The sequence below is a fragment of the Crocinitomix algicola genome, assembly GCF_001661595.2.
GTDB classification, from domain to species: Bacteria; Bacteroidota; Bacteroidia; order Flavobacteriales_D; family Crocinitomicaceae; genus Crocinitomix; species Crocinitomix algicola.
Genome location: NZ_LYPF02000017.1, coordinates 1 through 24146, shown reverse-complemented (window position 1 = coordinate 24146; position 24146 = coordinate 1). Strand labels below are relative to the sequence as shown.

Below are 24146 nucleotides of genomic sequence, written 5' to 3'. Positions count from 1 at the left end.
TCAATTTAATGTACCATTAGTTTTTTCACCTCAACAGCATTCTCTGTTGTTATTTTTATATAGTAGATTCCTGTAGCTAATTCAGATGTAGCGTAGTTTATTCTATTCTGATTTTTATCAATATTCATTACGTTGATTTGCTTACCGGCTTCATTCCAAATCTCAATGTTTAAGATGTTGGCGTCAGCTTCAACCATTAGTTCATTCCCTTGCTGAATTGGATTTGGGAATAGCTTGATGGATACATTTGCATCGAATAATACCGATTTCGTCTTGCTATATTCAAAAGCACCATCAAAATCAACTTGCTTCAATCGATAATAATTCATACCTAAATGAGGATTTTCGTCTATATAGTCGTAGTAGATTGTTTTATTACTGTTTCCAGCTCCATCAACTTGAGCAATTACCTCAAAGTCGATACCATTTGATGATCTCTCTACAAAAAAGAAATCATTATTTACCTCAGAGGCGGTTTCCCATTGTACGAGTGTAGAAGTTTCTTGTTTTTTAGCTTCAAAATTCACAAGTTCAACAGGGAGAGGGTTAAGGGCAGAAATAGTTCCTAAAGTAAAAGGACTGAAGTCGGTAACCGCACCTAAAGAGCGCACCCAACCATCTTCTGGTGTTCCGGTAAACCCTCCATTACCTAAATCTTGCCAAATTGAACCGGTCCATCTACTTACGATAAGATCGGCTTGTTCCTCTACGCCACTACAATTTTCAGCTCCAAAATCTTCATAGTAAATACCAACAACTGCCGAACTAGCCGATGCTAAACGATCGAGCATCCAGTATTCGCAATCACTAATGTGGTGAATTGTTGGCTCCACTGGTGTGTCGGAAATACCGTCGTCAACAACGTCATTTGGAAAATATTCAGCTCTAAATTGAGCAGAACCACTAGAAGGTGCAGTTACTAATTCAATAGGTCGGTATTTACCAGCTTTTCCAACAGGGAAAGTAAAAATATCATTACCTACTTTGATAATTGGGCCATCAACATAGGCATTATCTGAAACGGAGCTTACTGTGGAATTATCTCGCATGCTAATAACATTTGTTGTGGTGGTAATAAGGTTACCTTGATCCAAGTCAAGGACACTTATAATTTCAAAAGGAGTGTTTACAGTAATGTCATCAACCGCGTTCAAAGTTTGTACATCTCTAATTCTTGGAGAAGGTGTCGCACCAATCACATTAATAGATTGTGGGCCAACACCATCAAAGATTACACGTCCAATTGAACCTCCACCTAACGTTGTTTCTTGATTTGCTTCAATAAATATAGAGCCAGCATATGTGCTTTCACAATTATAAGTAGGTAAAATAACCCCTGTGTTCAAGTCTCTGTAATAAACATCGTCGTTGAAATCATTAGGCGTTCCGTAAGAAGGAATAAAATTGTTGCTACCCGATGTAATTAAATCTGCAACGCCATTAAAAGTATTACCTCCAGCACTGTGGTCATTTTGAGCTCCAGTCTTTTCAAGTGTTGCATTCGCGTTGAATGTTGTATTGTTTAGGTAAATTCGTGGACTAGAAAATGTAACTTCACCATTCCAAATTGACTCTCTCGTTTCAAATCGTGTTAAACCTGAAGTTGGTTCCAAAGTTTGTGCTGTACCACCTAATTGAGTGAAATTTCGGAACAATAAATTTTGTCCAATAAAATCATCTGCTCCTATACTGATTGTTTTACCAGCAGCCAATGTACCGGCTCCGTCGTAACGTCCAAAATAAATACCCTCATTCCCTGCTTCATCAGAATTTATGACAATATTTTCGTTGTATAAATTTAAGCTGTTTCCTCTTTCATTTAAACTAATATCAGAATAAGTTGCGTCAGCCGAATTGTGCATTATTAATTCTCCATTCAAAACTACATCTCCATTGTAACCAACAAAAATTTGTTTTGAGGTTCCGCTGGTTTTTTCATTTTGAAGGTTAGTGGTACCGTTAATTGTTACTTGAGAGTTTGTTCCACTTGCGATATAAACATCAGAATTTGTTGAATAAGCATTGTTAATTATAGATAAGTTACCCGCTAATTCGATGTCACCCTCATCTCCAAAATAAATATTGCTTGTAGTTGTATTTGCAGTGTTATTTATGGAAGTGTTACCACCAATTTCTAACGTGGAAGCCGATGAAGTTGAAACGTAAATATTTTGGCTTGTCGCACCTGTTGACGTAGCATTAATGGTTAAGTCTCCATCAATAATATTTCCCGCACTATTGTGAGCAATATACATGTGGTCCGATCCTTGGCTTTCTAAAGTTAAATCAGCTTGCCATAAATCAAAATTTCCATTACCCATTAGAAAATAACCAGAACCAGAGTTGATGAGTGTAGCATCCAGTTCGAAAATATTACCACCGGGTGAAGCGTCATCTGTAGCACCCGTTTTTTCTAGCGTCGCCGTTCCCTGATAGCGGGTTCCATTGGTATACATACGAGGAGCTGTAAAAGTCACATTCCCCCCCCAATTACTATCATAATTCCTAAAGTAAGAAGTTCCTGTACCTGTTAAAGTTTGCGCTGTCGAACCAATTTGGGTGAAATTTCTAAAATAAAGATCACCAGCAACAAAACCACCTGGCCCTATGCTTACAGTATATGTTGCTGCTAATTCTCCTGAACCACCATCGCTACCAAATAAAAAACCATCCCCAGCCGAATGAGTATTGGTAAGTGTAATATTGCCATTATACGAGTTATGACTGGTAGCTCGGTGATTAAAATACACTTGATTATTATTTGCATTAGAATTATTATTCACTGTAACACCACCATTAAACTGTATAGATCCAGCATACCCAAAATACGCTCTTCTAATATTTCCTCCAGTTGTTGCTATGTTAACCTCAGTTGAACCATTAATCTCAACATTTGATAAGCTGCCATTAGCCATGTAAATGTAACCTTCATTTCCGGTTGGAGAATGGTCTATATTTAAATCTCCGTTAATTGTAAGCAAACCACTGTATGCGAGTCTAGCATCAACTCGGTCAGCTGACCCGATATTGTCTATTGTGATATTACCATTCACAACTAAAGAAGATGCTTCATTATTTGCTAAAGTTAAGGCAGATGTTCCTGCACCTATCGCAGTGTTTTCTGCCGTTATATTTCCATCAACATAATTACCCATACTTCGCGTAGCAAAATGTAAAGAGGCACTCCCTTCATTGTATAATTCTAAATCAAGTAAACAAGAATCAGGTTCATTATATCCCATGATAAAGTTTTCATCTCCGATGTTCTTTAAGGTTGTGCTCAATTCAAAAATATTTCCGCCATAGGAACGGTCTTCAGAAAGCCCTGTTTTTTCGATATATGCCGTACCTTGAAAACGAGAATCTCTTACGTACTGTCTTGGAGCAACGAAATTTACGTCACCACCCCAGTTACAGCTGTCTTGTCTCAAATATCCAGTTCCTGTTAAATGAAGTGATTGAGGAGTACTACCATCTTGGGTGAACTGATATAAGAAAAGTTTTCCATCCGAATATCCACCCGCTCCAATTGAAATTGTATATGGATCAGCGAGTAGTGTTGTTCCTTGATTATTACCAAAAAATATTCCATCAGAACTCGTGTTTGTTAGTACAATATTTCCGTTTACAATGGTGTTTGCTATTTTATTTCTACAAATATCTACTTCAGAATTGGGAGCATCAGATTCATTATTGATCGTTAAGTCTCCATTAAATGTGATATCACCTGATTGTGCGATATAAACCCTTTTAGTTGAACCACCGCTCGGTGATAAGTTGAGGTGTGTATCTCCGTTAATTGTTACATCTGCATCAGCGCTATTTGCAATGTATATATAGCCTGCATTTCCAGTTGGACTATGGTCAATTGTAAGGTTTCCATTTAGTACAACTTCTCCTCTTGATCCTAGCAAGAATCGAACATTGTTAGCATCGCCAAGGTTATCAACATTAACATCTCCATCAATAGTCAGTGATGAACTCGGACTTTCTCCTAAAGTAACGTAGCAATTGTATGCTCCGGTCCCTAAATTGTTTACTTCAACATTGCCACCAATGTAGTTCCCTGGTGTTTGTGAAGCAATTGTAATACTTCCATTCCCTTCGTTATTAATTGTTAAATTGGATGCAAATGTATCGGGAGCGTTATTGGCAAAAGTGAAGCTATTAAGACCAGTGCTTTTAATCTCGACGTTGTCATCAAAAGTATTTCCACCATAAGAATTGTCATCCCCATTGGCTGTTTTTTCAAAATAAACTGGAGCTGCATAATGCGTATTTCTCGTTGTTATTCGTGGAGCAGTAAAAGATATATTTCCGCCCCAATCACTATCTATTAGATTTAAGCGAGCGTCATCATTTAAGGTAATTGATTGAGCGGTTGCACCTGTTTGTATGAAGCTATTAAAATAGAGCTCCCCGGCAATAAATCCTGCTGCTCCAATTGAAATCGTTTGTCCACTTGCTAATTCTCCAAGTCCTCCGTTTCTACCAAAATGAACCCCATCACCATTTACAGTAGTACTTGTAACTACAATTGATCCATTATAAAGGTTTGAACTTGCAGCGGAATGATTGGCATAGGTGTGGTTATTGTTAGCGGTTGAATTGTTCTCAATGATTAATGAATCGTCAAATACTATGTCTCCAGAAACGGCCATGTAGAACCTTTTTGTAGTACCTGTTCCATTGTTTATAAAATGAGCAACATCACCGATTGTAACCTGAGAAGATGAATGATATGCTGTATAGATTGTACTATTAAGACCAGTTCCGTTCTGTACTACATCCAATCGACCAAGAACGGAAAGATCTCCTGCATTTCCAATAAATATGTTGCTATAATCAGTAGTTGTTTCGTTCAATAGGTTTAAGTTTCCTGAAACTGTTAAACTACTAGTTGCTTGAGATGCTAGATAAATGTTTTCAGCTAAACCAGTATTTGTAACATTTAAATCACCATTAATGTTGTTTCCAAGACTAGCGTAAGCGATATGGATATCGTCAGTACCATTATTTATAAGTGTTAAGTCAGCATAGAAATTATCTGGATTAGAATTTCCAAATATGATTGGTGCTGATCCCGAATTTATAATTGTTACATCTTCAGAAAATTCATTTAGTCCATTAGAGTAATCCGTGTGAGCTCCTGTTTTTTCAATCGTAGTTACGCCGTTAAAAGTTGTCCCACTTATAATAATGCGTGGCGCCTCTACATTTAAATCTGCATTAAAAATAGTGTTGTTTTCGGATCTAAAAATTGCATCTCCTGTTAAAACAATTGACTGAACACTTGTTCCCAACTGAGTAAATTTGTTGAAGCTTAACTCGCCATTTGTAAAACCAAGAACTCCTGTACTTATTGTCTTACCAATTGCTAAATTTGCGGTACCCGTGCCACTTGATATACGAATTCCACTTCCATTCGTTGAGTTAAGAAAAACATTATCATTAAATTCATTTCCAATACCGTTTCTTGCAATTTGAATATTTGAAGTACCGGTATTGTTAATTGTAAGCTCCCCATTATAAATATCTGGATTTATATTGGATAAAGTCAATTGCCCAGCGCCTGAATTGGTAATTGATAGAGTACTATTAAAAGTACAGCCACCATCACTGGCTGTGTTTGAAGCTCCGTTTTGTTCTAATTCTACAGTACTATTAAATGTTCCAGCATCTAGGTAAATTCTTGACGCAACTATATCTATGGCTGCACCAAAATCGGTTCCATAGAAATAAATATATCCAATTGTTGTCAAAGCTATTTCAGCAGTACCTGGTGTATCATTGATTACACCATCTTGAAAGCGACAATTCTCTGTTCCTGAAATTGTAGGATTGAAATTATAGCCTAACAAATCAATTGTTCCCGTATACCCCGTAGTATTTATTCCATCAAAAGCAACATCAATATCCAAATTACAGTCCCCTAAACCGTTTGCATCAAAAAATACAAAATCACCAGTTGTTGGTACACTAGCGCCGCCAGCGCCACCACTAGTTGAAGACCAGTTTGAAACATCATTCCAATTTGCTGAGGTTGACGCTATCCAATAGCGATCTGCTGCATGCGAATAAAAGCTTATTAAGCTGATTATTAGAGTTAATAGTGTGTTTTTTTTCATGGGTCTTAAGTGTTATGTCGTAGAGAACAATTTTTTTGTTTTTTCTATTTTACTGAAAACTAAACACTTATACCTAGGTGTAAAGTCGTAAGTTTTTGATTTTCAGTATTCATTTTTAAGTTTTCTAAGTGTAAGTACGCAAATATCTAAATAAAGGTTGTGTTTTAGGTTATTATTCTATGGTTAAATGATTTTATCCGATAAATGGTTATTCTCTTAACTCATAAAAAATGTCTAATTTTACAGCTTCAAATTACAGAGAGAATTATGAGTCAGAAATATGCTGAATACAATGGTTTAAACCTACCAAATGTTGCTCAACAGGTGTTGGAAAATTGGAAAAGAGAGCAAATTTTCCAAAAGAGTATAGATAATAGGGAAGGTCATACTCCTTATATTTTTACTGAAGGTCCTCCATCAGCAAATGGAATGCCGGGTATTCATCATGTAATGGCGCGATCAATTAAAGATATTTTCTGTCGTTATAAAACACTAAAAGGATATCAAGTTCAACGTAAGGCAGGGTGGGATACGCATGGTTTGCCTGTAGAATTAAAAGTGGAGAAAGAACTAGGTATTACTAAAGAAGATATTGGAATAAAAATCTCAATTGAAGATTATAATAAAGCTTGTCGTGAATCTGTCATGCGATACACAGATGAATGGGCAAAACTGACCGAGGAAATGGGATATTGGGTGAATATGGACGAGCCTTATATCACTTATGAGAGCAAATACATGGAATCGGTATGGTGGTTATTGGGTCAGATTTACAAAAAGGATCTGATGTACAAGGGGTATACTATTCAACCGTATTCTCCAAAAGCAGGAACAGGGTTGAGTTCGCACGAAATAAATCAACCTGGTTGTTACAGGGATGTAAAAGATACCACCTGTGTGGCCCAATTTAAGGTGAAAGATTTAGAAAAATTGCCGTTTCAATTGGCTCATTTGCCAAATACTTATTTCTTAGCATGGACCACTACACCATGGACGTTACCATCGAATACAGCCTTAACGGTTGGCCCAAAGATTGAATATGTAGCTGTTCGAACGTGGAATCAATATACAGGTGAAGAAATGGATGTTATTCTCGCGAAGAATTTGGTGAATAAACAATTTGGTAAAAAGTACAAGAGCGTTGATTCATTGGAAGACTTGACTTATGAAAAGGGAGCTAAAAAAATTCCGTATTATGTATTAGGTTCTTGTTTGGGGCAAGATTTGGTGGACATCAAATATGAGCAATTGTTGGATTTTTGTTTACCGTATGAAAATGCAGACCGGGCTTTTAGAGTTATTTCTGGGGATTTTGTAACAACAGAAGATGGAACGGGAATTGTTCATACTGCACCAACTTTTGGAGCGGATGACGCATTGGTGGCGAAAGCAGCTGGTGTTCCAGGAATGTTAATTTTGGATGAAAATGGAAATCCAGTGCCTTTGGTTGACTTGCAAGGACGATTCAGAAAAGAAGTTAAGGATGCGGTATTTGGTTTTTCAGGTGAGTATGTTAAAGCCGAGTATTTAGAAGATGGAGAAAAGGAAGTCGAATTAGAAAAACAGCGAGCTAACCTAAAAGATATCATTGCAGATTTAAAGTCATATTTAAGTGTAGATGAACGATTAACACTAAAACTTAAGATCGAAAATAAGGCATTTCATATTGAGAAATATGAGCACTCGTATCCACATTGTTGGAGAACTGATAAACCTATTTTATATTATCCTTTGGACTCTTGGTTTATAAAAGTAACGGAAAAAAGAGAGCAATTAGTTGCACTAAATAAAACCATTAATTGGTATCCAGCTGCTACAGGAGAAGGGCGTTTTGGAAATTGGTTAGCTACGGCAAATGATTGGAATTTATCACGTTCCCGTTATTGGGGAATACCTATTCCTGTTTGGACATCAGAGGATAAAACAGAACAAATTTGTATTTCGTCTATCCAAGAATTAAAAGAGGAAGCAGATAAAGCAGTGGCGGCAGGATTAATGGATGCTAATCCACTGTCCGAATTCGTGGTGGGAGATATGTCAAAAGAAAACTACGAAAAAGTAGATTTACATAAAAATTATGTTGACCAGATTACGTTGGTTTCTCCAACGGGTAAACCGATGAAACGAGAGGCAGACTTGATTGACGTTTGGTTTGATTCGGGTTCTGTTCCTTATGCACAACATCATTATCCTTTTGAAAATAAGGATTTAATTGATGAACGCAAAGGGTTTCCTTCTGACTTTATCGCGGAAGGTGTTGATCAAACAAGAGGGTGGTTTTACACACAACATGTCATAGCAGCTTTAGTTTTTGATTCGGTTGCCTATAAAAATGTAATGTCTAATGGATTGGTTCAGGACAAGCATGGTCAAAAGATGTCTAAAAGCAAAGGCAACGCTGTTGAACCATTTGAAACATTATCCAAATATGGACCAGATGCGACGCGTTGGTATATGGTTACAAATGCCCAACCTTGGGATAATTTAAAATTTGACGAAGAAGGTATTACAGAAGTTCAACGTAAGTTTTTTGGCACCCTATACAATACTTATTCATTCTTTGCACTCTACGCAAATATTGATAAATTTAGCTTCGCTGAAGAGCCAGTATCACAAGATGAACGACCGGAAATTGATCGTTGGATCTTATCTAAATTAAATACACTAATTACTGAAGTTGATCAGGCTTATAATGGTTATGAGCCAACTCGAGCTGGGCGATTGATTCAAGCCTTTGTAAATGATGAACTATCAAATTGGTATGTAAGGTTATGCAGAAGACGATTTTGGAAAGGGGATTACTCAAAAGATAAAATTTCGGCTTATCAAACCTTATATAGATGTTTAGAAGCGGTTGCAATTCTAGGCGCACCTATTGCACCATTTTTTATGGATCAATTATTTAAAGACTTAAACTCGGTCAGTAATCGTTATAATGCAATTTCTGTGCATTTAGCTGATTTTCCGATGGTTGAGCAATCAGAGATTGATTTGGACTTAGAAGAGAAAATGAGCATTGCGCAAAAAGTGTCTTCGATGGTGCTTAGTTTAAGACAGGGGTCACAAATTAAGGTAAGACAGCCATTACAGAAAATTATGGTTCCCGTTTTAGATGAGGATTTTACAAGAAGAATTAATGACGTAAAAGACATTATCCTTTCTGAAACAAATATTAAAGAAATTGAACTTTTGGAGGATACCGAAGGTGTGTTGGTAAAGAAAATAAAGCCTAATTTTAAAACGATTGGACCTAAGTATGGAAAACACATGAAGGCGATTGCGGCAATGGTAGCCGGTTGGTCGGGTGTTGAAATTACGTTGGTTGAGGTCAATGATGGTTGGAAAGGTGAAGTGAACGGGGAAGAAATTGTATTAGATCGTGCTGATTTTGACATTGTAACTGATGATATTCCGGGATGGTTGGTTGCTTCAGAGGGAAGAATAACTGTTGCGTTGGATGTTACAATTACTGATGAATTAAAATCTGAAGGAATTGCTCGTGAGCTCATCTCAAGAATTCAAAATCTAAGAAAAGAAAGTGGTTTAGAGGTGATGGATCGAATAGCCTTAACTTTTGATGCGAATGAAATTGTTCAAGCAGCTATTGAATCTAATCAGGATTACATCAAGACAGAAGTTTTAGCTGAAGGGATTGATTTTAAATCTTTGAACACAAAAGAGACTTATCTTGCAGACTTAGATGAAGGTGATACCTTTATTGCATTAGCCAAAATATAACTTGAGTCACAATCTAATATGTGTATCGATTGATTTATTAATTCTTATACTTTTACGGTCAATTGATTTGTAAAATGTATAGACTTAGGCTCGTATTTCCTGTTTTATTCGTTTTGGGATATTGTTTTCAATTATCTTATTCGATTGCGCAAAATCCAAATACAACCGCAGAAGATTCTTTATTGCGATTGATAAATCTTCAAGGAATTGAGGATACGATTAAAATGGATGCTTATTATCATCTTGCTGGTTTAGTGGTTTATCGTAATCCTGATTCCGCTGAAATTCTAGTGAGTGATGGCATGGAAATTTCTGAAAAGATCAATGACCTAGATGGAATGGGACAAGCTTATGGATGGATGGGGTATCTAAAAGCTGAAAAGGGAGATATATCTGGAGCTTTGGCCTATAATTTAAAAAGCTTAGAAGTTGCCCAAAAACTAAATTTAAAGGCAGAATATCCTATCATTCTGAATAACCTCGCTAATTTACATGTTGATTTAGACAATGACGAACAAGCATTACAGTATTTCTTAGAATGTGTAACGATCAATAAAGAGCTTGGTAATGAAAAAAGTCTAGCAACAAATTATAATAATATTGGCTCGTTCTATCGTCAGGCAGGAAATTTCGAGCGTGCACTTGAATATTTTAGGAAATCTTTATCCATCCGAACCAAAATCGATGACAAATATGGTCAATCTTATACCTATAGTAATATGGGAACAGTTTTTGAACGCATGGATGAAATTGATACCGCCCTTTATTACTATCAAAAAGGATTAAAAATAAGACGCGATTTAAATCTGCACAGAGGTACCGCTGCTTCCTTATTTAAAATAGCCAAAATTTATTTGATTAAAAATCAATTGAACCTTGCCGAAAAATTCGCAAAAGAGTCAAATGAAATTGCTAAAACATGGGAGTACACGTACGAAAATAAGGAGTCGGCTAAAGTGTTATACGCCATATACAAAGCGAAAAATAAGCTTGATCAGGCTCTTTTCTATCATGAAATTTATACGGAATTGCATGACAGTATTAATAGTATCGAAAATCAACGGGCTCTAATACGAAGTAAATATCAATTTGAATATAATCAAAAACACATATTGGATAGTTTAGAAAAAGATAAGATTATTATTGAAAATCAATTACTGGATAAGGAAAACAAAGTAAAAGAAGGCCGAATTTCAGTTCAGAGACTATGGCTGACAATTGCAGTTTTATCAATCGTTATGCTAATTATACTCCTACTCGCAATTCGGAAAAATTCGGCTGTACGAATGGAGAATTTGCGTGCTGAAGTGAAATTAAGGTTGAATGAAACATTAAAACTGAAAAGTCAACTCGAAGAAACGAAAAGTGTTCAGTCACCATTTGAAAATTTAAATCTTGTTTTACAGGACAAGTTGACAAGTAGAGAAGAGGAAATTCTTGACGCACTCGTTTTAGGGTTAAGTAATAAAGAAATCGCGGAAAAATTATTTCTATCAGTAAATACAATTAAGACGCATATTCTCAGTCTTTATACAAAGTTAGATGTTAATAATCGGACGCAAGCGGCTGTTAAGGGAAGTCTTCTAAGAATTCAAAAAAACGAGTGAAATTGCTGATTTCACCCAAACGGGTGAATGTTTTTTTAGGGGTTTAAATTAGGTTTGAGCATTCAATCAAATAAACCAATTAAGAATGAAAAAACAAATTTTCTTATTCGCCGCATTAGTTCTTTTTAGTTTCATATCTGCGAGTCAAATCAACCTGAATAGGTTTAAAAATTCACTGACAAACAGTGAATCTAGTTCGTCAAAATCTGACTATACGAAAGAGGCTTATAATGATGCTTCTGTAACTTCCAATACTTCTCCTAAATTTAAGAATGAGGGGAGAGAATGGTATATTAGTAAAAGTCGAGGTTCAGGTCAGTTAGGCACTAAAGAAAGACCTGCAAAAGACCTTGGAAACATTATACATAAGCTCAATCCGAATGACGTAATATATATTGCAGCAGGTACATATTTAAGTAAGGGCGAGATGGGCTCGGATGAAATCAATGTTCCGGTAAAAATTTACGGGGGTTTTGATGAGAGTTTTTCAAAAAGAGATCCTTGGGGAGAGTATAAAACAATCTTGACGGGAACTAATGATTATATGAAATCAACTCAACCTCGTTTGTATATCTCAACCACGAAACAACGCGAAGAAAATGGACAGTATGCAACGGGTTCCGAAATAATTGTTGATGGTTTAATCATTGACAATGGTCCGCGAAACCGTTATCACGAAGATAAGGGGTTAGCAATCCGAAGAACTGCTCATGGCCCCTCAAATCATAATCCATCGCCCGAGTCGGGAGGTATTGTGATAGCCGGTAGTAAATACACGAATATTACTGTTCAGAATTGTGTGGTCATGAATACCGCACCAACTCAAGGGGCTTTATCTGTAATGGTTTATCAAGGAGGGAAAGGCATTGTATTTAATAATTTATGCATTAATAATACGGGTAATGGTATCCAGTTAAAAACAGGATATGTAGGATCAGATGATGCTTTAATACCAACATTTTATGTTCAAAATAATACGAGTCTTTTCAATTGGAAACATGATCCTATTGCAAGTTATGGCGGAAATGCTCTAAAGACGGATCAAAACTTAAAAGTGACTTTAGAAAAGAATGTGTTTGGATTTGGTCATATGGGTGGGGTTTACAGCCAGAGTACTCCAATGGTGATGAATAATAACCTATTTACAGGGAATCTTAAATACGATTTCAAAGAGCGAAATACGATGATGAACGTTGACGAAATATTGGACGAATCTGTTCATTTAAGTCAGTATAGTGAAGGAAATGAATCGGCGCTTATTCAACTAAATATTGCAGAACGTTGGGCAAACCTATATGCTGAACGTCAAATTTTGTCTAGGGAGGAAGTTGATGCTTCAGTAAGTGCAAGTAATTCAGGAGCAAACCAACTTAGAAGTATGCTTGGATTAAATTTACAAGGTAATTCGGTATCAACTAATGCAGAAATATTTTTGCATAAATTAGAGCTGGACGAAGGTTTGCCTGTTGGTTTTATGACTTGGAATGGTAAAGGTTGTGCAAAACCGGTGTTTAAATAAAATTCGATTATCAATTCATACAATAACCTAAAATCGAAAGGCTGCCTCAGATTCCAAAATCTGAGGCTTTTTTATCCTAAAAACCCTAAACCAACAGGATTGTTTAGCATCCAACCTGTGATGCTTTTACGAGGTTGATTGGTTTGGGCAACTTCGTGGACAACAGTAGCACTATTAAACAGAATTAATCGGTTGTTTAAAGGTGCTATCTTTATTTCTTTATGCGCTTCATGAATAATTAATTCACCGCCATCACCCATTTTCCAATTTTCGTTGAGGTAAAGAACAAAAGAGAGAATTCGATTGTCTCTACCTTTAAATTGGTCGAGGTGTTTTTTATAGCCCGTTCCAATAGGGTAATAGGCTAAATGACATTCAAAATCAGAAATACTGAGAAAGCAATACCGTTTAATTTTTTGAATAAATTCTTGTGATTGCTCAAAAAATTCAGATAAACTGTCATCATTTTCCTTTGATAACCAATACACGTAATCACCTCTGACATTTTTATTAATCGTGTGATCGCCTAATGAGCCAATACCGGCTTTTTTTAAATCATCTTCAGCTAAACGATCGGTAAAAAAATGGACTACAGCGTTTAATAATGAACTACTTAAGTAATTGTCGATGACAACATAATCTTTTGAAGCGAGTTGATCTATCCAGTCAACATAAACATCTTCTTTGTAAAATGACATTCGTTCTAAAAAAAAGTCCGCGAAGCTAATTAAAATAAATTAGATATGTGCGGAATTTAGATTTTTTGAAAATTACTGAAAGTGAGTTGACTTAACCTGTCCTTCAATTCTATTCTAAATGATTCAATTCACAATAATGAATTCTTGGGTTGAGATGTATTTGCTCTCTTTATTCTTTTGTAATTTTGCAGAATCAAAATGACCATTGCATGGAGTATTGGATTTATCCTATCGCAATTCTCGGCGGTTTTGCTGCAGGATTTATTAACACATTGGCTGGTAATGGGTCGGCTATTACCCTTACAATTTTAATGGAATTTATGGGGTTACCACCTAATGTTGCAAATGCCTCTAACCGTGTCGGTATTTTAGCGCAATCTATAGTCTCTACGCGTGTTTTTCATAAAAATAAAAAAATTGATTGGCGTATTGGTTACCCTATTATTCTGGCAGTTTTCTTAGGAGCCATGCTTGGGTTGTATTTTGCGCTTACTGTGGATAATGAGAGTTTTAGAAGTGTTTATGGTTATTTGATGTTACTGCTGCTTTTCGTCGTTCTGTTTAAGCCCAGTAGGTGGATTAATCCACCTGAAAATAAAAGTAGAATACCAGCACCTTTTTTATGGATTGGTTATTTTTTACTCGGTATTTATGGAGGGTTTATTCAGATGGGAATGGGTGTACTTTTTCTCGCTTTTTCAGTGTTAGTAGCAAAGATTGATTTGGTTAAATCTAACGCGCTTAAAATTGTTTCCGTTGGTGCATATACAGCAGCTGTATTTGGGATTTTCGTTTGGCAAGGATGGATTGATTGGTGGGCCGGAGGATTAATAGCACTGGGTCAGATGTTAGGGGCTATTACAAGTTCTAAGTTCGCTAGTCAAAACCCTAAAGCAACACTTGTAGCTCACCGAATTTTGGTAATCGTAGTTGTTTTTGCCGTGGTAAAATTTTTCTTTTTTTCTTAAATAAATTAAAAAACTAGTCCATTTTAAAATTTAGCATTGTTTTTGTTCTTAGCTCAATATGGGAGATTTAATAAGACATGAACAGACAAAAGCATTAATGCTAATTGACCGATTAGATCGTGATGAATTAAAGTATTCGATTGCTTTCAGCAACATTAATTTAAAAGAATTTTTGCATTCCTTAAAAAGCATCATTGATAATCCGTTGCTGATTACTCAAGGGGCTCATCCATTATGTGGTATTGCTTGCTTAGTAAAAATAGCGGCAGCTTTAGATCCAATAACTTTGGTGAAGATGAGCGCTCATTTTATCGTGAATGGGCGCTATCAACCTCCTTCTTTTTTGTTGAAAAGGGTTAAGGTTAACAAAAATATATTACAAATGGAACCGTCGGGTGGTCTAACTCCAGCTGATCATGTTCTTCAACTTTCGTTGAAAGCTTTTATGAATCCAATCAGCGGATATAATAATAAACCTGGTACAAAATTCAATGATTGGCAAGGAATTACCTTTCCTTATCAAATTAGAAAATTTTTAACGCGTTATTTTAAAATCGAAGAAGTTCCGATTCGTAATTTTAGTTTTACCCCAGAATATTTAAGCGACGTTTTAAGGCTTGGAGTAAAAGTGCTGGCATGGACATCATGGAATCAAATGAGGAATCCTGGGGGCAAATTTAAAATCTTAGAGCAGCATTATGTACTTATTAAAAGAATTGATATTGTCGGGGAAACAGTAAAAATCTGGGTGGATAATCCAAAAGTAAAAAGTGCCGAATTACAAGAGTTTAGTTTTAATTCAAGAAAAGAATTTAAAAAAGCTATAATTGGAGTTTACGCCTTTAACTGCCGTAAAAACAGTAGTTTGTAATTATTCGTTAGTGAATAGTTGATTTTTTTTTTAGAATAGTAGGTTACCTTTTTTTTCGACAAACATATATAAAGTGATATAAGCAAAAAGTTGCGCTCGACGCTCAGGGTGGGCTAGAACCAACTTCTTCACTGAACCGAGTCATAACGTTGACCGATTCAGCGAAAAAACATCGGAAAAAATTGGGAAGCTTAAAAACTAAACTAAGTCTAACATATACCATTTAACGACAGCACAGTTCAACCTTCCCATTTTCCCATTAAAAAAGGCGTTTTTCTTTAAAGAATGACGCCTTTTTCGTTATAAAATCTTTAGTTGTTTATGGTTTTTGATCAATTTTCCATGCTAATCCAACGCCTAAGACCTCTTTGAATTGAACACGAGGACCAAAAGCTGTTTGATTACCATCAGCATCAACAATGGCGATGTTTACATCATCATCATAAATGAGATGAGTTGAAATTGTTGCAGATAAAAACTTCCATAATTTAATTTCAACTAAATTTTCCCAGTTAACATCTACTCGAGAAGGATTGTTTAAGTAGTTAGAGAATAAATCCAGTTTGGTGGTGAAAGTGATATTTTCAGCAAGATTTGTTTTATACTTCATTCTAAGGTAACCCCCAAATTCTGTACGCATTCTTTTACCTGTACCAACAATGGCCATTCCATTTGCATCTTCTTCGGCCGCAGTCACTCCAAATGATCCTGCATCTGCTAAAGTTTGATCATTAACAAAAGTGAATTTAGAGGTAATTGGTGCAACAAATAAACTAAACTTTTTATTTGGCTTATAATCCATACCTATTGCTGTTAACCAATATGCAGGTGCTAGAAAACCAGAAATTTCGATGGTGTCATTCGGGTAAGCATAACCAGCAGTAGATTGAGTTCTAAAGTTAGTTAGGGCTGCATAGTACCAGTTATCCGATGCTTTTTGACCGAATTTAGAAGTTAAATCTATTCGGTCATCAGTTTTAATCCATTTTGAACCCGTAGATTGAAATAGTTCATTGCTCTGCTTCAAAATTCCATAACCCAAGTCCAATGAATTTTCCCAAGTCATCGAACCTCTTTTTAAATCAGCATAAACACCAAATAAACCGTTTACAGTCACGGAGTTTTGACCACCAGCTACCCAGTTAGTTAAACTGGTTTGCGAACCATTTAATGAAAAATAACCGCCTTTGCTCCAGCCATCAACTGTATCGGTGTTAACTGTTGTCAATTCTTTTTCACCTTCAGTAACTTGTGCAAATGATAAGACAGTTGTAAGTCCAAGGCTTAGTAAAAATATTTTTTTCATTTTTTCTTAATTTTTACGCTACTTATTATTTTTTAAGTAAGTCTCTGATTTCAGTTAACAATACCTCTTCTTTAGAAGGTGCTGGAGGAGCGGCAGGTGCTTCTTCTTTTTTCTTTTTAAGTTTGTTATATCCTTTTACAACCATAAAAAGTACAAAACCAACAATAATTAAGTTAATAATTGTATTGATCCATTGTCCATATAAAATAGCGTTTTCAGGAGTAGTAATTGTTCCTTCTGCATCCATAATAGCTTCAGAAAGAACAATTTTGAAGTCTGAAAAATCCATTCCGCCTGTGAAATGACCAATAAAAGGCATCATAATTAAATTGGTAAAGCCCGTTACAACTTCCTTAACAACTCCGGCTAAGATTACAGCAATTGATAACTCTAAAACATTACCAGTCATTATAAAATCTCTGAACTCTTTTAACATATTCAATTTTTTATAGGTTTAAGCGTCAAAAATACATTTTTAAAGTCATAACTCGCTTTATATTATCGTTAAGTGACCCATTCAAATCGACGAAACGTTTGAATTTGACTTTTTAAATAAAGACTAACACTTTTTTAAAAGATGTGAAAAGAAAAAAGTGTTATTTTTAGCATCCGACTTATGACATGAAAGAAACCGATTTCATAAAACAAAATAAAAAAAAGTGGGCGCGTTTTGAAAAATTGTCCAACAATAGTAATAACGACCCAGATGAAGTTTCTGAATTGTTTACGGAAATAACCGAAGACTTATCATACGCCAAAACTTTCTATCCAAGACGATCCGTTAGAGTTTATCTTAATCAATTGTCTCAAGGTGTATTTACTAGCTTGTATAAACAACGAAAACAGCCTATCGGTAATTTTATGAAGTTTTGGAAGGAAGTGGTTCCTTTGGAAATGTATCGTGCACGAAGAAATTTAGTCGCAACTTTTTGCTTTTTTGTTTTGGCAATTCTTGTAGGTGTTATATCTCAACATTATGATGTCGACTTTGTTCGCGTGATTTTTGGTGATTATTACGTCGAATCGACGGAAGAACGTATTGCTAACGGAAATCCAATGGGAGTCTATGGAGAGTCTTCACAAGGGGCCATGTTTTTTGCGATTACCATCAATAATATTCGTGTTGCTTTTTTAGCTTTTACCGGTGGAATTTTATTTACTTTAGGAACGTATTGGGTAATGTTGCAAAACGGAATTATGTTAGGCGCTTTCCAATGGTGGTTTAAAGCAAAAGGGTTGTTGTTTACTACCTTCTTGACAATTTGGATTCATGGAGCCTTCGAAATTTCAGCCATTGTGATAGCTGGTGCCGCCGGCTTAACCGTTGGAAATGGTTTAATATTTCCAAAATCATATAGTCGAATGCAGTCATTGATTTTTTCGGCAAAACGAGGAATGATAATTATGTTAAGTCTGGTTCCTGTATTTATAATGGCAGGAGCTTTAGAAAGTTATGTAACCAGACATTATCAAGTTATACCAACTGTTTTAAAATTGCTCATCATTTTTGGGTCATTCGCAATCATTCTCTTTTACTATGTATATTATCCCGTTCAGGTAGCCAAAAAGTTCCCGGAAAAAATTAAAGTCCAAGAAATTCCTCGTTTCATTCCAAAAAAGGAAATCGTATGGTACAAAATTCGCAAACCAGGTGAAATTTTTACAGATACATTTACACTGTTTATTAGTCATTCAGCAAAATTGTCTAAACTCTTCTTTAATCTAGTTTTTCCTTTATTTGCAGGAATGTTGATTCTTGTTTTTGCCCTAGAATGGTTTCGATTTGATTATAATTTAGATTGGCATCAAACGTTTGGATCACTGTTTGGAACTGGAAATGATTTTAATTTTTACAAGTTATTGGGGTGGCCTGTTCCCTTAACATTTTTGATGGCTGCAGGCTTCTTTGTATTGTCGGAAAATAAGACTGGAAAATTTATGCAGCTCTACATTAAGTTTGCTTTAAAACACTTTGTATGGTTGTATTTGTACATGTTGATGGTATATTCAATATTTCTGTTTTCTCCTGGGGTATTGTTGTTTTTATTGATTTTAATTGCCCCATTCTTAACTGTTATTCCTTCTATAATTGTCTTAGAAAATGTTAATTTTTTTACTGCTATAAGTCGATCATTTGATTTAGGTAAAGGTGGTTATGGAGATATTCTTCTCTCTAATATCTCCTTAATCGCAATTACAATTATTTTCTTTTTCGTATTGCATAACCCATTTGAATTGGGTATCCTAACCATTATAAATGATTTTGTCAAGGATACCTTGATAACTGTTTTGGATGAATATCGTGTTGTAATTGCTGTCGTAAATTCAGTCGCCTACATTTTTTTCCTTTTTCTTATAGTTACTCTTGCTTCATTTTCTTTTAGCTTGTCCTATTATAGCGTTCAAGAAAGAAAAACAGCCAAAGGTATGTTTGATCGGTTAACAAGTTTTGGTAAAAGAAGTCGTCATTTTGAAACAGATCTAGATTTTGAGTAAAGTGATTATTTCCATATTGTTTTTAGGGTCTCTTGTTCTTTTTGGACAGGATGATTTATACGATCATGGTTTAGACCAAAATAAATGGCAAGACATTAGGGATGGTATTCGATATGAAGGGCGAGAGAATAGCCCTGGGCGCGAATGGACTTATGAGAATCGCGAAGAGTTTGAACGTGAGCAACGAAAATATGAAAAAAGTTCTGGGGGTTCAGGTGGGTCAGGTGGATCAGGAGGCTCGGGAAGTGGAAAAAATAAAAGAATCGAACGTTCAAATTATCGGAAAAGCCCTCCTAATCAAAGTGCTCCACCTTCTTTTACCTTGCCAAATTTTAGTGGAATGGGTGTGTTTGGATACATCATTATCGGTATATTTATTCTTGGTCTCATATTTTTACTTTATTATCTCTTTATCAACAGTCAGTCTAAAGGAAAAAAAATTAAGCCTTTAGTCAATACGTTTGAAGAAGTAAATCCAACTGAAATACCCCTAACTGAATTACAAAGATTATTAAAAGAAGCCTTGGATAAACAAGATTATAGAGGAGCAGTAAGGGTGTACTTTATTTTTATTGTCAGAGACTTAACGCAAAAGAATTGGATTCGCTGGGAAAAGGAAAAAACAAATTTTCAGTACTTAAGAGAAATGGCAAATCGCGAAGAATTTGAGGATTTCAATACTTCTGTAAATTACTTTGAGATAATCTGGTATGGTAAACGAGAAATTGACAAGGAAAAATTTGAATTAATTCAACCAAAATTCACCCGTTTTTTAAACAAATTAGGAGTTAAATAAAATTGAGTAAGTACACAAAAATAGGAATTGTTGGGGGAGTAGTCTTGCTGCTGATACTTGTTATGTATTGGGCCAGTTCTGTAAATACCGATGACTATGTAACAGATAGTTGGACGTTAACTTATGAGCCAGAGGATAAAGGTCCTTACGGAACTTATATGATGAAAGAATTGCTGGATACAACTGGGTTTTTTGGGAATTTCATAGAGATTGATAAACCATTAGAAGAAACGTTAGTTGATGACCCAGCGCTGAATGATATTTATTTTTTTGTAGGTCGTAGAAACTTCTTGAAAGATTCTGCCGTTACTTATTTGATGAATTTCGTTTCAGAAGGGAATACTGCATTTATTGCTGCAGAAACCTTTCCTTGGGATCTCTTAAAAAATTATTTTGAGAATCGTACTGCTGTTTTAAACAAAGAAGTGAAAGATTCAACGCAATATTTCAAATTTTATCATCAAAATTTAGCATCAAAGCGCTATCAATTTGATTATATCTTTGAAAACAGGTTAATTGAGGTAGACTGGGCTTACTTTAATTATGAAGGTTTATTGTATGATATCAGAGATTCAATTGAATCGTTAGGGGGCAATACGAAAGATGAAATAAACTTCTTGAAAATCATCTGTGAATCTGGGACAATTTATTTACATTCTAACCCTTATGTATTTACAAATGTGTCAATGATGAAACGGGATGGTTTTCAGTATGTAGAAAACGTCCTAAAACACATTCCTCCAGGCAGAATGCAATGGGATAAATTCTATACGGAGTATCATTCGGAGAATAAAGACCGTGAAAAGGGCGGTGAAAAACGTCAAAGTATGCTCCAATTTATTATGGAGAACCCTCCTTTATATTGGGCAATGCTAATCTTGCTTATCGGAGCAATTTTATACGCGCTTTTTAAAGGTAAACGACAACAAGATGTAATTCCTGCAGCAGAGTCAAAAGAAAATATGTCACTGCAATATATTAATTCGCTTTCTTCGCTTTATCTGCAAGAGAAAAAACATAATAAGCTGGTTAAGTTAAAAGAGCGTACATTCTTAAACTTTATTGCAAATCATTATTTTATCATCAGCAATCAACCTGATGAAAAATTTATTGAAAAATTATCCTTTAAATCTCATATTTCAAAAGAAGAAATAACGGATATTTTTTCAACTTTTGATGCGTTGGAAAATGCATCATCGGTGACAGATCAAGAATTGATTAATCTGCACCAAAAAATCGAAAAATTTTATAAAAATTGTAGATGATGGAAGATCAAAACAACTTAAATCAATCGAACGAGGATACGAATCAATCGGATGAAAATCCACAGGAAACACCGGTAAATGAGCAGCCTCAATCAAATCAAGACGATATTTTTAAATCGACTTTGAATCTCGGATTTATTCATGACAAAGTAAATGCGACACGCCGCGAATTAGGAAATTTTGTGATTGGACAAACGGAGATGGTTGATCTATTATTGATTGCCATTTTTGCAAATGGACATGTTCTTTTGGAAGGTGTTCCTGGTGTCGCAAAAACACTGACCGCTAAAGTTCTTTCAAAAACCTTGGATGTTGATTTTTCGAGAATACAGTTTACGCCTGATTTGATGCCTTCAGATGTTATTGGAACATCAGTGTACAACATGAAAGACGCGAGTTTCAGCTTTCAAAAAGGACCCGTTTTTTCAAATATAGTTTTAATTGATGAAATAAACAGAGCACCAGCAAAAACGCAGGCAGCATTGTTTGAGGTAATGGAAGAGCGGCAAATATCCTACGATTCTAAGGTGTATAAAATGGATTTTCCTTTCTTAGTATTGGCTACCCAAAACCCCGTAGAACAGGAAGGAACCTACAATTTACCAGAGGCTCAACTCGACCGATTTTTGTTTAAAATCAAAATTGATTATCCTGATTTAAATGATGAACACGAAATATTAAAACGCTATAAAAACAATATAAAATCACCTGATTTAAATACAGTGATGAATGTTTTTACAGCAACAGACTTGAAACAAATTCAAGATTTGATTGAACAAGTAAAAATTGAGGATCAAATTTTAAAATATATTGCAAGCATCACAAATGCTACCCGTAATCATGCAAAATTGTACCTAGGGGGGTCTCCTAGAGCTTCATTGTCTATGTTAAAAACAGCCAAGGCTTTTGCAGCAATACGTGGACGCGATTTTGTGATTCCAGATGATGTGCAATTTGTCGCGCCTCATGTTTTGAATCATCGTTTAATAATGACACCTGAAGCTGAAATGGAAGGAATGTCAGTCGAAGAATTGATAAAAGAAATTGTCCACGAAATAGAAGTTCCGAGATAATTTATTCGAATGAGGTATATAAGAGACTTATTTCTATCGTATCGCTTTTTTGCAGCATTAATTTTAATAGCTGTGATTTTTGTAGTGGGATTTGCTATTAATGTTTTTTTTCTAGTTGGTCAAGTATTATTAATGCTACTTACTGCAATCTGCGTTCTCGAAATAGTGATTCTATTTGCGCCTAAAAAGCCGATTAAAGCCAAGCGTAAAGTACCCAACCCTTTATCTCTTGGAGATGATAATCCTGTTCGGTTAGAAGTTTTAAATAATTATGCATTTAATGTTAGTATCACCGTTTTCGATAATCCACCGGTTCAATTACAATTACGTGATCTACATTTTAAATCAACCTTACAGCCTGATAAATCAGTTTCCTTTACCTACAATATTCGTCCTACAGAACGGGGTGCTTTTCAATTTGGAGATTTGTATGTGTACGCCTCAACGTTTACTCACTTTGTCCAACGTAAACTTGTTGTCAAACAAGAAGAAAGTGTCGCAACTTATCCCTCAATACTTCAAATGAAGCAATATGAGTTGAAAGTATTCGCTAAAACTGCACTTTCAGGGATTAAAAAAATAAGACGTTTAGGCCATAATAATGAATTTGAACAAATCAAAAATTATGTACAAGGCGATGATTTCAGAACTGTTAATTGGAAAGCTACTAGTCGTAGAAATGAATTAATGGTGAATCAATACCAGGATGAACGCGCTCAACATATATATTCTATTATCGATAAAAGTAGAAGTATGCGAATGCCTTTTAATGACTTGACATTATTGGACTATGCCATAAATTCTACTCTGGCGTTTTCAAACATTTGCCTTAGAAAAGGAGATAGAGCTGGTTTAATGACCTTTTCAGATAAATTAGGGAGTAAATTAGCCGCCGAACGGTCTTCAAAGCAACTGCAGCGCATAATAGAATTGTTGTACAAGCAAAAAACAAGGTTTTTAGAAGGTAATTTTGAAACGCTCTACCAAGGTGTTAGAAATCATATTAAAGGTCGAAGTTTAGTGATGCTCTACACTAATATTGAGTCTGAATATGCATTAAAGCGAATTTTGCCTTTGTTAAAACGAATCAATCAACTCCACGTTTTGGTTGTGGTGTTTTTCGAAAACACGGAAGTTGCCAAAGCCGCGCAAATGGAAACTGTTTATGTCCAAGACATCTATCAAAAAACCTTTGCAGAGAAGTATGGAATGGATAAAAAGAAGATAGCACTAGAGCTACGAAAAAATGGAATTCAAACAGTTTTAACTAAACCGGAAAATTTAACCGTAAACACAATTAATAAATACTTAGAGCTCAAAGCCAGAGGTGTAATTTAGTGATTGATTAAACGCATTGAATTTAATTTATCATTCGATCGACTGAATCAAAACAAATAACAGGTTTGTCAATAATTTGCTTATCCCTTAAAGTGGGTAATTTTTGCATTCAATTTTAACAATATATTCATTTTTTTGGGCGTTCCACCCCAACAGTTTGCAACTGTGGGTGGCGGGCTTTTCGCACTCGCTTCCGTCCGTCTAAGACGGAGAGCTCAAACAATTGCTTCAATCCCTAACGCGAAGTGTTCAACTCCACATTCACTGCTACTCTCCTGTCAACAGTTTAATATTTCCTTGTCCCTCTTTTACAGTTCCATTATCCGTCACATAGCGGTAGGTA

General features: G+C 35.4%; 14 protein-coding genes. 10 read left to right on the top strand and 4 right to left on the bottom strand.

The features are described 5' to 3' along the window. Positions 1-5: 5 nt before the first annotated feature. The gene (locus A8143_RS10740; protein WP_070138063.1) at positions 6-6128 is read right to left on the bottom strand and encodes a T9SS type A sorting domain-containing protein; all 6123 of its coding nucleotides are present in this window, start codon (positions 6126-6128) and stop codon (positions 6-8) included. 267 nt (positions 6129-6395) lie between these two features. Here A8143_RS10740 and ileS point away from each other — a divergent pair, with 267 nt between their 5' ends. The 3 genes from ileS (at position 6396) to A8143_RS10725 (ending at position 12992) form a co-directional block, all read left to right on the top strand. Next, positions 6396-9866, top strand: a complete 3471-nt coding sequence (gene ileS / locus A8143_RS10735) for an isoleucine--tRNA ligase (RefSeq protein ID WP_070138062.1) — start codon at positions 6396-6398, stop codon at positions 9864-9866. A 74-nt stretch (positions 9867-9940) separates the two neighbouring features. Next, positions 9941-11473 (top strand): tetratricopeptide repeat protein, encoded by a 1533-nt coding sequence (locus A8143_RS10730; protein ID WP_070138061.1) that lies wholly within the window; start codon positions 9941-9943, stop codon positions 11471-11473. 85 nt (positions 11474-11558) lie between these two features. Beyond that, entirely contained in the window at positions 11559-12992 is a 1434-nt protein-coding gene (locus A8143_RS10725; protein WP_070138060.1) for a glycoside hydrolase family protein, read from the top strand. 71 nt (positions 12993-13063) lie between these two features. On the opposite strand, the gene A8143_RS10720 is transcribed toward A8143_RS10725, so the two are convergent. Then, positions 13064-13690 (bottom strand): 2OG-Fe(II) oxygenase, encoded by a 627-nt coding sequence (locus A8143_RS10720; RefSeq protein WP_070138059.1) that lies wholly within the window; start codon positions 13688-13690, stop codon positions 13064-13066. A gap of 209 nt (positions 13691-13899) precedes the next feature. On the opposite strand from A8143_RS10720, the gene A8143_RS10715 reads away from it, so the two are divergent. Both A8143_RS10715 and A8143_RS10710 read left to right on the top strand, forming a co-directional pair. After that, positions 13900-14658 carry a sulfite exporter TauE/SafE family protein gene (locus tag A8143_RS10715; RefSeq protein WP_070138058.1) on the top strand — a complete coding sequence of 253 codons (759 nt, stop codon included), beginning with the start codon at positions 13900-13902 and terminating at the stop codon, positions 14656-14658. 58 nt (positions 14659-14716) lie between these two features. Further along, complete coding sequence (locus tag A8143_RS10710) at positions 14717-15529, top strand: hypothetical protein (RefSeq protein WP_070138057.1); 813 nt, start codon at positions 14717-14719, stop codon at positions 15527-15529. 319 nt (positions 15530-15848) lie between these two features. On the opposite strand, the gene A8143_RS10705 is transcribed toward A8143_RS10710, so the two are convergent. After that, a complete protein-coding gene (locus tag A8143_RS10705) occupies positions 15849-16835 on the bottom strand; it encodes a DUF3078 domain-containing protein (protein ID WP_070138056.1) in 987 nt (328 codons plus the stop codon). 25 nt (positions 16836-16860) lie between these two features. Next, positions 16861-17271 carry a large conductance mechanosensitive channel protein MscL gene (mscL, locus tag A8143_RS10700; protein WP_070138055.1) on the bottom strand — a complete coding sequence of 137 codons (411 nt, stop codon included), beginning with the start codon at positions 17269-17271 and terminating at the stop codon, positions 16861-16863. Positions 17272-17456: 185 nt separating this feature from the next. Between mscL and A8143_RS10695 the strand changes: the two genes are divergently transcribed. Genes A8143_RS10695 through A8143_RS10675 form a run of 5 tightly spaced genes read left to right on the top strand, consistent with a single transcriptional unit; the run spans position 17457 to position 23803 of the window. Further along, entirely contained in the window at positions 17457-19331 is a 1875-nt protein-coding gene (locus A8143_RS10695; RefSeq protein ID WP_070138054.1) for a stage II sporulation protein M, read from the top strand. After that, the gene (locus tag A8143_RS10690; protein WP_139134337.1) at positions 19324-20127 is read left to right on the top strand and encodes a hypothetical protein; all 804 of its coding nucleotides are present in this window, start codon (positions 19324-19326) and stop codon (positions 20125-20127) included. The genes A8143_RS10695 and A8143_RS10690 overlap by 8 nt, the downstream gene beginning before the upstream one ends. 2 nt (positions 20128-20129) lie before the next feature. Further along, positions 20130-21392, top strand: coding sequence for a hypothetical protein (locus A8143_RS10685; protein WP_139134336.1), 1263 nt, complete (start codon positions 20130-20132; stop codon positions 21390-21392). Further along, positions 21389-22465, top strand: coding sequence for an AAA family ATPase (locus tag A8143_RS10680; protein WP_394332112.1), 1077 nt, complete (start codon positions 21389-21391; stop codon positions 22463-22465). The genes A8143_RS10685 and A8143_RS10680 overlap by 4 nt, the downstream gene beginning before the upstream one ends. A gap of 9 nt (positions 22466-22474) precedes the next feature. After that, positions 22475-23803: a DUF58 domain-containing protein gene (locus tag A8143_RS10675; protein ID WP_070138050.1), complete on the top strand. Its 1329-nt coding sequence runs from the start codon at positions 22475-22477 to the stop codon at positions 23801-23803. Positions 23804-24146: the final 343 nt, after the last annotated feature.